The following is an 11,342-nucleotide window of genomic DNA, read 5'->3' as shown; positions in this document are numbered from 1 at the left end:
ATTAGCGTTACATTAGGCTTATAGGTTTGTATCTATAATACGTAACAGTTTGATAGCTAAGTATTTAAGCTGTGTTGTAACAGCAAGATTTTCAGTTAAGATTACATGAAATACTGTATATAACAACAGCAATTTTCAAATAACAGAAGAGATCGCTAAGAATTTTTTCGCCTGAATCCATAGCCGTCCTAACCTCAGCGGGCTGATTTAGGTTGATTCAGAATGCTGGCTACTACTTTTAATCACACCATACCGCTCTTCTGCCGCAACAGTTTTATTCTCGCAATCGTAAAATGGGTGTACTTCTATTTCCAACGCAGTAAAAGCAAATGCGTCAAACCATTGAGTATAGCCGTTCACGACAAATTGCCCGCTGCGCTGCTGATATTGAACGCGGTTTTCCAGATAAATCTGGCGTAGCCCGTACCAAGGTAAGGCTGGTAAATCATGATGCACCAGGTGGTAATTGAGGTTTAGAAATAGCAGACGCCATGGCCATGCAGCTTCATTCAGGGCTGAGCGCGCCGAACTTTCTGGCGCTGCACGATGTTCAAAAAAAGATCTTACTTTAGTCAGACTAAGTGCCGGATAGCTAATCGCCAGTAGGTAGAAAACGGCAGAAATACCATAGCCTGCCATCCAGTGAAGTAACCCGTAAAGTAGCCCTAAATGAATCAGCCACATGAATATGGCCGAGCGATCGCCGGAAATAAAAGCCCGGGCTGCGCTGCGAAGGGTATTAATGATGTCCAGTGATGGCCCGATGGCTAGCCGCCCCACAAAGGTGTTACTCGCACGTATAATACATTTGAGTAATATGTGGAAGTATTGCCATTGTGTTGCCGTGTAGTAATAGCACTCTGGATCTTTTTCTGGGTGCGTCAAATCCTCATCGCGGTGATGTTGAATATGAGAATCACGATAAAGGCCATAGGGGTACCATACCGCCAGTGGCAAAGTTCCAAATAGCTGATTTACCCACCGCCAACGGGTTGGATGGCCGTGAATCAACTCATGTTGCAAAGACATATACCACGCACTCAACAAGATCAGCAGAACACTTCCCATCACTGGCCCTAATTGCTGCCAATGAATAACACCAACAAACCACCCAGTGTAAATGGCACCGATCAATATCCAAGTGGGGATCTCCAGACGCCATAGCCAAGAACGGGACAACTGCTTTACCCTTGCCCGTTGCTGCTCATTAAGATAATGAGCAGCAGTTGTCGCGTGATTATTACGTTTAGTGTCAGCAGTGGGCATATTTAAAACTCATACATGGCCTAATTCGGGCCAGTATCAGCTAAATGAGGCTCACCACTAACTAACTTAAGGTGCTATGTAAATCTGAGAATTAGATAACCTCTCTTCGCATTGACATTGTAGAAATTAAAAATGTTAGCTGTAGCAGAATAGTCAATCTGTTAAGACATTTACCCAGCATCGTTCCTCGGCAGAAACGGCAATAGCATCCAATACTTTCGATACTTTCCAACCTTCTTCAAAATCCGGCCACATACGGTCATCGGCAGCAATGCCGTTAATCAAATCGCGGATCTCAACCGTTTTTTGATCGTTAAATCCAATACCATGTCCTGCACTGACACAAAAAGCCGCATAGTCTGGATGCTGTGGCCCTGTAAGTAATGTTTTAAACCCTTGTCTGGCCTGTGGATCATCATGGCGATAGAGCTGTAATTCCGCCATGCGTTCTTGAGAATAACTGATCGCACCTTTAGTGCCGGTGATTACATATGTCAGCCCCATTTTACGGCCACAAGCAATCCGTGAAGTTTCTATGGTCCCCATAGCACCATTGCTAAAATGCACCAATGCGCTGGCTTGATCTTCATTCTCCACAGCAAGAAGCGATGAGGGATCTTTCGGGTCAGGGCGCCGTCTGATGATAGTTTGCATATCGCCACAGACACGGGTGATATCGCCGACCAGATAATGAGCCATATTAACAATGTGTGCGGCTAAATCCCCCAAGGCCCCCAGACCTGCCTGCGCCTTGGTACAATGCCAGTCCAAAGGTGTGAGTGGATCAGCCAGATAATCTTCATTATGAGTACCATAAAAATGCACGACCTCACCAATCTCACCGTTTGCAATAATTTCTCGCGCTAACTGACTCGTTGGATTTTTCATATAGTTGAAGCCTACCAACGTTTTTACCCCTTTTGCGCGTGCAGCATCGACCATTTCTTTAGCATCGGCAGCACTCAGCGCCAGTGGTTTTTCTGAATAAACATGTTTGCCGTGGCTAATTGCTGCTAGAGCCATCTCCTTATGCAAGAAATTTGGTGCACAAATATCCACCACATCAATATCAGGATCGGCAACCAGTTCGCGCCAATGGGAGGTAGATCGGGAAAAACCAAATTCTACCGCACGTTTTTGAGCCAATTCAGGAGTCACTTCTGCCAACATCTCTAATACTGGCTGGCCCTTGAGTGGAAAAACAGTCGCAACCTGCGCGTAAGCAATGGCATGGCAACGGCCGATATAACCAGTACCAATAAGGCCAATTCGAACTTTTTTCATTTTATTCCCCTTACCTGTTTATAAATTAAAGCCCCGATAAGGTAGCTTTACTTGCCACTGGTTATACGAAATTAAAATTTCACCATCAAGCCAATATGAAATTAAAGTTATTTTTTGCGAGGCGCTACGAAGAAAAGAGTCAAGCTAATGAAAGCTTACATAATCAGGATGCTTCTATCAGTACGCAGTTCACAGATTGAATTACAAATTCAATTAATTGATTATATATTTTCATTATGTAATTCATTGAATAATAAATTTCAATAAATGCGAAGCGTTACGCATCATGAGTCAGTCGGGGTTTCAATAGCGTAATTTCGTTATATAGTGGGCATCAAGATGAAGCGATAAATCCCATCGCTCCTTTATAATGTTGACAGGTAACTTGCTATGAACTCACCTTTTCTGGTTACAGCACAATGGCTGGCAGAACATGCTAATGATGCCGATATCGTTATTCTGGATGCCAGAATGTCACCGCCGGGATTGATACCTAAAAGAGACATTCAGGCTGAGTTCGAGCAAGGGCATATCCCGGGAGCCGTTTACTTTGATATTGATGAAATTGCAGACCACAGTACTGAATTGCCACATATGCTGCCATCGCCACAGGAATTCAGTGAGAGGGTTGGTCAATTAGGGGTAAGTGAGCAACATACTTTAGTGATTTATGACGACGGTAACCTGTTTTCCGCACCACGCGTTTGGTGGACGTTCCGTACTTTTGGTGCCAAAAATGTGCGTATATTGGCCGGTGGTATCAACGGATGGCGGCAAGCGGGCTATGCATTAGAAAGCGGCCAGGCAAAACCAACCCCGCAAGTGTTCAATGTGGCTTTCAATAATGCTGCGGTCAAAAACGTTGATGAGGTTGTCGCCGTGCTGGGAAATAGTGACGTACAAATTATAGATGCCCGGCCAGCCAACAGATTTAAAGCCCAAGAGCCTGAGCCTCGGCCTGGTCTGCGCCTTGGCCGTATCCCCGGCAGTATTAATGTCCCGTGGGGGAGCATGGTAGAAAATGGTAATTTGAAATCGCCACAAGCACTGGCAAGTATTTTTGCCGTTCAAGGCGTGGATTTAACCAAGCCCATTATTACCAGCTGTGGTTCTGGCGTAACAGCCGCAGTGGTGGCTCTGGGGCTGGCGGCATTAAACGCACCATCAGTATCACTCTATGATGGTTCTTGGGCGCAATGGGGGGCATTCGATTCACTGCCCATCGAGGATACTCGCCTCCCATAAGAGCCTGTCAGATAGCAACCAGGCCACGGACACCGTCTAACTCCATATCAGTGCCGTGGCCACGCTGGATAATTTTGCCACGGGACATCACTAAATAGTTATCCGCCAGCTCTGCGGCAAAATCATAAAACTGCTCAACCAACAAGATAGCCATATCCCCTTGAGCAGCCAGTTTTTTGATAACTATACCTATCTCTTTGATAACCGAAGGTTGAATTCCCTCAGTTGGCTCATCCAAAATGAGCAAACGAGGCTGGCAAGCTAATGCGCGCCCAATCGCTAACTGCTGCTGCTGCCCACCAGATAAATCCCCACCACGGCGATGTTTCATTTCTTGTAACACTGGGAATAACTGATAAATACTTTCAGGTACTACCTTACTCTGGGCGCTGGGAAAACGAGAAAGCCCCAATAGAATGTTCTCTTCAACCGTTAATCTGGGGAAAATTTCTCTACCTTGTGGCACATAAGCAATGCCTCCTTTCACCCGTTGGTGTGGTGACTGATGGCTAATATTTTTACCTTCCCATGTAATGCTACCGTTTTTGACCGGCACCAGTCCCATCAAGCATTTGAGTAACGTCGTTTTACCAACGCCATTACGGCCCAATAAGCATGTAACCTCACCTATCGCAGCCTCGAATGACAAGCCACGCAAGATATGGCTGCCACCGTAATATTGATCAAGTTCATTCACTTGCAGCATATATTGCCCTTAAATATCCAGTTAACTGTTAGTCACCAAAACCCGATCACGTGATATGGCAGGAGAAACAACACCGATCAGCCGCTATGAATCAAGGCGCAATCCCCGAAGTTTGGTCAACCCAAATGAGGGGGGAAGCAACACAGAGTCAGAGCGGCTCAGCGCCCCAAATATACCTCGATCACTTGCTCGTTAGCCTGCACCTCTGCCAATGACCCCTCGGCCAACACCTGGCCCTGATGCAACACCGTGACATGATCAGCAATGGACTCGACGAACCCCATATCGTGCTCCACGACCATCAGTGAATGCTTCCCGGCTAATTGATTAAACAACTCGGCGGTATAGGCGGTCTCGGCATCGGTCATCCCAGCGGCTGGCTCATCCAACAGTAGCAAATGCGGGTCTTGCATCAATAACATCCCAATTTCAAGAAACTGCTTTTGACCATGAGATAACAAGCCTGCCTGCCGCTGTCGCATCTCACTAAGGCGCAACATAGTAAGCGTTTCATCAATTTGATCCCGCTGCTCACTGTTCAACTTGGCGCGCAGACTGGCCCAGACCGTTTTGGTGCTTTTTTGTGCCAATTCAAGATTTTCAAACACACTCAGCGCTTCAAATACCGTCGGTTTCTGGAATTTCCGGCCAATCCCTGCTTGAGCAATCTCTATCGTATTCATCATTGAGAGATCATGGTGTTGGTCATAGGTCATCTTACCGGTCTGGGGACGTGTTTTACCGGTTATCACATCCATCAGCGTGGTTTTACCCGCACCATTCGGGCCAATAATGCAACGCAGCTCGCCAACACCTATTTGCAATGAGAGATCACGCAAAGCATGAAAGCCATCAAAGCTAACATTAATATTTTCGAGGGTTAACACCGGATCCCGTTGCTGGCGATGCTTGTCGGCCGCATGCTCTAACGCACCGGGTTCCTGAACAATTATCTCGGGATAAATCAGTTGTTCCGTAATTTGAAACCGGCTCATTTGTCTTTCCCCCGCCGCAGTAACCCGATAACACCCTTAGGTAAGAACAACGTAACCAAAATAAATATCAATCCGAGGAAGAACTGCCAATATTCTGGCATTGCCATGGTGAACCAGCTTTTTGCGCCATTGACAATGCCAGCCCCTAATACCGGGCCAATTAATGTCCCGCGCCCACCAAGCGCTACCCAGATAGCAGCTTCAATAGAGTTGGTTGGTGACATTTCACTTGGATTGATGATGCCAACCTGAGGTACATACAACGCTCCCGCCAGAGCACAGAGTACGGCTGATAATGTCCAGACAAACAGCTTGAAACCTTTCGGATCATAGCCACAAAATGTCAGGCGATTTTCAGCATCACGCACGGCGGTCAACACTCGCCCAAACTTGGTGCGGGCCAATGCAAATCCCAGTACCAAACTGGCGATTAACAAAGCGAGTGTGGCCAGAAACAGGGCAATACGGGTAGAGGTTGCCGATACCGGGAAGCCCAGCATAGTGGTAAATCCGGTGAAACCATTATTACCGCCAAAGCCCGTTTCGTTACGGAAAAACAGTAACATCCCCGCGTAAGTCAGCGCCTGCGTCATGATAGAGAAATAGACGCCCTTTATTTTGGAACGAAAGGCGAAATATCCAAAAATAAAAGCCAGTAAACCGGGAACCAAGACGATCAAGCACAATGCCCAAATAAAATATTGGCTACCACTCCAAAACCACGGCAACTCAGACCAGGATAGAAAAGACATGAATGTAGGCAGGCCATCTCCAGCCGCCTGACGCATCAGATACATGCCCATGGCATAACCACCAAGTGCGAAAAATAGGCCATGGCCAAGAGACAGTAAACCGGCATATCCCCATACCAGATCAAGTGCGATAGCCACTACTGCATAGCATAGAATCTTACCGATAAGCGTTAAGGTATAGGTTGATATTGCGAGGGGATTATCCGCCGGCAGCAGTGCTAAAAAAGGCAAAATAATCAGTGCAGTAACAACTACAGCCCCCAATGATAAGCTGATAACAGGTGCTTTTTGCGTCAAGGTTATAGCTAAAGGTTGATTCATTAATCACTCACCCTGCCCTTGAGGGCAAACAGACCCTGCGGCCGTTTTTGAATAAATAATATGATTAGCACTAAAATCAAAATCTTACCTAATACTGCGCCAATCTGCGGTTCCAAAATTTTATTCAGCATGCCTAACCCCAGTGCTGCAACAACACTACCAGCCAGTTGTCCGACACCACCAAGCACCACAACCAAGAAGGAATCGATGATGTAGCCCTGCCCTAATTCCGGGCCAACATTTCCCAGTTGTGACAGGGCAACCCCGCCTAATCCGGCAATACCCGAACCCAGACCAAAAGCCAGCATATCAACCCTGCCGGTTGCCACCCCACAGCAAGCAGCCATGGCTCGATTCTGCGTCACTGCCCGTACCTGTAGACCGAGACGGGTTTTATTTAGCAACAGCCAGGTGAGTAACAGAACAATGATCACAAAGGCGATAACGGCGATACGATTCCATGGCAAAACCAGATTTGGCAAAATCTGTACCCCGCCAGATAGCCACGCAGGATTAGCGACTTCCAAGTTTTGCGCGCCAAAAATCATACGCACGCTCTGAATCAGCATTAGACTAATTCCCCAGGTTGCCAACAGCGTTTCCAGCGGGCGGCCATAAAGATGCCGAATTACCGTTCGTTCCAAAGCCATGCCGATTCCAGCCGTAATAAAGAACGCGACCGGCAAGGCGACCAAAGGATAGAGGGCTAGCCAATGCGGAGCTAACTGCTGAAACAGAGATTGCACCAAGTAAGCTGAATAGGCTCCCAACATCAGCATTTCACCATGGGCCATATTGATAACACCCAATAGGCCGTAAGTGATGGCTAACCCAAGAGCTGCTAGCAACAAGATAGAGCCTAGTGATAACCCGCTGAATACTTGCCCAATAATATCCCCGACCATCAACCGATTTTGTACCTGTTTCAAACTACTGGCTGCCGCGGCACGCACTTGTGCATCAGGCTCGGTTTTAGCATCGGTTAAGCTTTGCAAACGAGATTGGGTTTGTGGCGAACCTGATTTTCCGAGCAATTGCACGGCATTCAGGCGCACCAAAGGGTTACTATCGGTCAGTTGTAAATTAGCCAAAGCAATACTTAGCGCCTCTTTGACTTTACTGTCTGTTTCCAATTTAAGACGCTGATTAAGTAACGGTAATTGATCACTTTGCGCTTGCAGCTGTAACTCTAGTGCCGCTTGCCAGCGCACTGATTCATCTTCACTTGCCAGCCGTTGAGCCGTCAGTGCATTAGCAATAAGAATACGTAAGCGGTTATTGAGCCAGATTTTCTTTGGTGTACCGACAGGTTGTAACTGCCCTTCCAGCGGGGTGAAACTCAGATTATGCTGGATGAATGCCTGCCCTGTGCTATCGACCACCAACGTTTCTTGTTTCAGTGCCTGCAATAAGGGTAATCGGCTAGCATCCGGTTCGGTCGCCCATTGCTGCAACATAGCGGCTTGCTGTGAACGATTAGCCACAGCAAAATCATGGGCTGGCCCTGCTGTTGCCAAGGCTGAAAAGCTCAGTAACAGGCCTATCAGCGGCCTGAGCAAAAGATTGACTGCTCTACTCCAAACAGGAATTAACAATTTCATAGGCCCGCTCATCACTGATATATGGCAAAAAAGATCCAGAGCCAGCAAAATCTGGCCCTGGAGTGTCATCGCTACTGCGTGCTTTTCACTGGATGATCCGGTTTCTTGTCATTTCCGGCGATGAACGGGCTCCATGGCTGAGCACGAATTGGCGCATCGGTTTGCCATACCACGTTGAATTGTCCGTTAGCCTCAATTTCGCCAATCATCACCGGTTTGTGCAGATGGTGATTAGTCTTATCCATTGTCAGCGTAAATCCTGATGGTGCTGGATAGGTTTGTCCGGCCATCGCAGCACGAACCTTATCCACATCGGTTGATTTGGCTTTTTCTACTGCCTGGGCCCACATGTGCATACCTACCCAGGTAGCTTCCATCGGATCATTGGTGACAGCAGTATCTGCATTCGGCAACTTATGCGCTTTGGCATAGGCTTTCCATTGTTCAACAAACGTCTTGTTCGTCGGATTATCCACCGATTGGAAGTAGTTCCAGGCAGCCAGATTCCCCACCAGTGGTTTGGTATCAATGCCACGTAGTTCCTCTTCACCCACAGAGAACGCAATGACAGGCACATCAGTTGCTTTGATACCTTGGTTGGCTAACTCTTTGTAGAAGGGAACATTTGAATCGCCGTTGATGGTGGAAATAACGGCGGTTTTGCCATCGGCAGAGAATTTCTTAATATTACCCACAATAGTTTGGTAATCACTGTAACCAAACGGGGTATAAATCTCTTCGATATCTTTATCCTGAATACCTTTGGTATGCAGGAAAGCACGTAGGATTTTGTTGGTAGTGCGCGGGTAGACATAATCCGTCCCTAACAAAATAAAGCGTTTTGCACCGCCCCCATCTTCACTTAATAAGTATTCCACAGCGGGGATAGCCTGTTGGTTTGGTGCCGCACCGGTATAGAAGACGTTGGGCGACATCTCCTCCCCCTCATACTGTACCGGATAGAACAGTAGACCATTTAACTCTTCAAATACCGGTAAGACAGACTTACGTGAAACCGACGTCCAGGCACCAAATACGACGGCGACTTTATCTTGTGTTAATAATTGCCGCGCTTTCTCGGCAAAGAGTGGCCAGTTAGAGGCCGGGTCGACAATAACCGGCTCCAGTTGTTTACCCAATACACCACCATGAGCATTGATATCATCAATACTCATCAAAGCCATATCTTTCAATGGTGTTTCAGAGATAGCCATCGTGCCGGACAACGAGTGCAAAATACCCACTTTGATGGTGTCGGCAGCCAGCGTGCCAAAAGCCACACCCATACTGATAACCGAAGCTGAAAGAGCAAAAACCTTAATCAAGTTACGATGTTGCATAGCGTTAACCTCTGGTCGTTGAGTAAAACACACAAGATCGGATTACTCTGCGCAATCGCCATGCCAGTTTTATATCTTAATAATTTAATTGAAGATTATAGATAACGTTGCCAAATAACCGGATAAACGGCCTAATTGTCTGCACCAATAATGCGCAACGCACGGGCACAGATAGTGCAACAATGAGAGGAAGTATGTGAGCAGGTAATTAAAAAACAGAGTGGTGTTAATTCAGAGAGTGGTGAGAAGAGTGCCGCTTAATTTTAACGAAAAACAGGAGTGCCAAATTGCCACTCCTGTTTTGTTATTAATAATCTATATCAGATAGTTATATCGATATGATCAATTTTACTTTTTAGGACCACGTATACGTAGCGTCAAACCTTTCAGGAAATAACGCAAAGCCTGATCACCACATGGGCGGAAGTTTTTGCTGCCCTCTTTGCGGAACAGTGCATTTAGCTCAGGTTTGGATACTGGGAATTCAACCGCATTAAAGACATCGTGCATATCAGTATCTTTCAACTCAAATGCCACACGTAGTTTTTTCAATACAATATTGTTGGTAATGACTGGCTCTACCGCTGGGGCCGGGAACTTGTCATCTTTACCACGTCTAAAGAAGATCAAACCATTAAGGAAATGTGCCATTACCAGATCAGGGCAATCTTGATAACCGGCCTCATCTTCTTTTTTAAGAAAATTAACGACATCCGCATTGTTCACTTCAAAATCAGCCAGCTTAATGATTTCTGCTATCTTGATATCGTTTACGTTAAGCATGTAGCGAACACTACGGAGCACATCGTTGTTCATCATATTACTGCCCTATTCCTATTATTTAGAGTAGACGTGGGCGAATATCGCAAGAAAAACAAAAGGCTTCTTTCACGTCTAGCGGGCAGTATTGTATAGATTTACGTTGATTTTCTCAATGCAAATCTGATTAATGAGAAAAGTATGCATTCCGGTAAAATACATAAAACTCAATAATAATGAAATTTGAAGGACTAAGATAAATTAATATTCCCTTCATCTTTCTACTTTATTAAACATCAGCTATTCATCTTACTGTTATAGCTGGATTGATAAAGGGCGACATCCTCACCGGAAATGTATTTTCTACGTAATGTGGCAGATATTTTATCCATAATCATAACCACCACAACCATTATTAAGGTAATAAACATCACAACATCCCAGTTCCATAAACGCATATTCTCGGCATAAACCAAGCCAATACCTCCCGCCCCCACAAAACCTAATACTGCGGCAGAACGCGTATTTGACTCAATTTGATAAAGGCTTAGCGCTAACAGTGTTGGGAAGGACTGAGTAAAAATACCAAAGCGATGTTTTTGCAAAGCATTAGCCCCCATGGCGGTCAAGCCGCGATTAGGCGATTTATCAACAGCTTCATGCCCTTCAGCATAGAGTTTACCCAACAACCCTATATCTTGCATAATAATAGCTAACACCCCGGCAAGCGGCCCCATACCAACGGCACGAACAAAAATCAGCCCCCAAATTGCCATATCAATGCCACGAAAAACATCCAAAAAGCGCCGAATTATAAAGGAAATAATACGTAATCCTGGTGTCGACATTACGTTGCGTGCGGCTAAAAATGATAGCGGCAAAGCCAGCACCGTCGCGGTTAAAGTCCCTGCGAATACAATTGCCAAGGTAATAAATATCTGACTAAAATAGTATTTAAAGGGCCAATTAATGAAATCATGCCAAACAAACATACGCAAAAAATAGCGGCTTATTTGCTGGCTTCCATTAGCAAATGTCTGCCAAGGGATACCAAAGACTTTAAAGAAAAATAG

General features: G+C 45.9%; 10 protein-coding genes. 1 reads left to right on the top strand and 9 read right to left on the bottom strand.

What is annotated here, in order from left to right; translation table 11 throughout:
* Positions 1-207: 207 nt before the first annotated feature.
* Both V2A85_RS18430 and V2A85_RS18425 read right to left on the bottom strand, forming a co-directional pair.
* The gene (locus V2A85_RS18430; protein ID WP_372558406.1) at positions 208-1,266 is read right to left on the bottom strand and encodes a fatty acid desaturase; all 1,059 of its coding nucleotides are present in this window, start codon (positions 1,264-1,266) and stop codon (positions 208-210) included.
* Positions 1,267-1,419: 153 nt separating this feature from the next.
* Complete coding sequence (locus tag V2A85_RS18425) at positions 1,420-2,550, bottom strand: Gfo/Idh/MocA family protein (protein ID WP_420072052.1); 1,131 nt, start codon at positions 2,548-2,550, stop codon at positions 1,420-1,422.
* A gap of 390 nt (positions 2,551-2,940) precedes the next feature.
* On the opposite strand from V2A85_RS18425, the gene sseA reads away from it, so the two are divergent.
* The gene (gene sseA / locus V2A85_RS18420) at positions 2,941-3,795 is read left to right on the top strand and encodes a 3-mercaptopyruvate sulfurtransferase (RefSeq protein WP_420072051.1); all 855 of its coding nucleotides are present in this window, start codon (positions 2,941-2,943) and stop codon (positions 3,793-3,795) included.
* Between the two features lie 7 nt (positions 3,796-3,802).
* Here sseA and urtE read toward each other — a convergent pair whose 3' ends face one another.
* The 7 genes from urtE to phnE all read right to left on the bottom strand — a co-directional run.
* The gene (gene urtE, locus V2A85_RS18415; protein ID WP_420072050.1) at positions 3,803-4,501 is read right to left on the bottom strand and encodes an urea ABC transporter ATP-binding subunit UrtE; all 699 of its coding nucleotides are present in this window, start codon (positions 4,499-4,501) and stop codon (positions 3,803-3,805) included.
* Positions 4,502-4,659: 158 nt separating this feature from the next.
* Positions 4,660-5,496, bottom strand: a complete 837-nt coding sequence (gene urtD / locus V2A85_RS18410; RefSeq protein WP_420072049.1) for an urea ABC transporter ATP-binding protein UrtD — start codon at positions 5,494-5,496, stop codon at positions 4,660-4,662.
* Complete coding sequence (gene urtC / locus V2A85_RS18405) at positions 5,493-6,569, bottom strand: urea ABC transporter permease subunit UrtC (RefSeq protein ID WP_420072048.1); 1,077 nt, start codon at positions 6,567-6,569, stop codon at positions 5,493-5,495. Before urtC ends, urtD begins: the two co-directional genes overlap by 4 nt.
* Positions 6,569-8,170 carry an urea ABC transporter permease subunit UrtB gene (gene urtB / locus V2A85_RS18400; protein ID WP_420072047.1) on the bottom strand — a complete coding sequence of 534 codons (1,602 nt, stop codon included), beginning with the start codon at positions 8,168-8,170 and terminating at the stop codon, positions 6,569-6,571. The genes urtC and urtB overlap by 1 nt, the downstream gene beginning before the upstream one ends.
* Positions 8,171-8,241: 71 nt before the next feature.
* Positions 8,242-9,510, bottom strand: coding sequence for an urea ABC transporter substrate-binding protein (urtA, locus tag V2A85_RS18395; protein WP_083159486.1), 1,269 nt, complete (start codon positions 9,508-9,510; stop codon positions 8,242-8,244).
* 348 nt (positions 9,511-9,858) lie between these two features.
* Positions 9,859-10,329 carry a DUF1456 family protein gene (locus tag V2A85_RS18390; RefSeq protein ID WP_083159488.1) on the bottom strand — a complete coding sequence of 157 codons (471 nt, stop codon included), beginning with the start codon at positions 10,327-10,329 and terminating at the stop codon, positions 9,859-9,861.
* 236 nt (positions 10,330-10,565) lie between these two features.
* Positions 10,566-11,342: phosphonate ABC transporter, permease protein PhnE (phnE, locus tag V2A85_RS18385; protein WP_420072046.1), on the bottom strand; the 777-nt coding region annotated here is incomplete at its 5' end.

Origin of the sequence: Yersinia sp. 1252 StPb PI (genome assembly GCF_048593885.1) — a bacterium.
Classification (GTDB): domain Bacteria; phylum Pseudomonadota; class Gammaproteobacteria; order Enterobacterales; family Enterobacteriaceae; genus Yersinia; species Yersinia enterocolitica_E.
Note: the sequence above shows the minus strand (reverse complement) of the source record. Positions and strands in the feature narration are given on the sequence as shown.

Coding starts and splice junctions, on each gene's coding strand:
- urtE (WP_420072050.1), bottom strand. CDS start 4,501: ATGCTGCAAGTGAATGAACTTGATCAATATTACGGTGGCAGCCATATC.
- V2A85_RS18425 (WP_420072052.1), bottom strand. CDS start 2,550: ATGAAAAAAGTTCGAATTGGCCTTATTGGTACTGGTTATATCGGCCGT.
- sseA (WP_420072051.1), top strand. CDS start 2,941: ATGAACTCACCTTTTCTGGTTACAGCACAATGGCTGGCAGAACATGCT.
- urtA (WP_083159486.1), bottom strand. CDS start 9,510: ATGCAACATCGTAACTTGATTAAGGTTTTTGCTCTTTCAGCTTCGGTT.
- urtC (WP_420072048.1), bottom strand. CDS start 6,569: ATGAATCAACCTTTAGCTATAACCTTGACGCAAAAAGCACCTGTTATC.
- urtD (WP_420072049.1), bottom strand. CDS start 5,496: ATGAGCCGGTTTCAAATTACGGAACAACTGATTTATCCCGAGATAATT.
- V2A85_RS18390 (WP_083159488.1), bottom strand. CDS start 10,329: ATGATGAACAACGATGTGCTCCGTAGTGTTCGCTACATGCTTAACGTA.
- V2A85_RS18430 (WP_372558406.1), bottom strand. CDS start 1,266: ATGCCCACTGCTGACACTAAACGTAATAATCACGCGACAACTGCTGCT.
- urtB (WP_420072047.1), bottom strand. CDS start 8,170: ATGAAATTGTTAATTCCTGTTTGGAGTAGAGCAGTCAATCTTTTGCTC.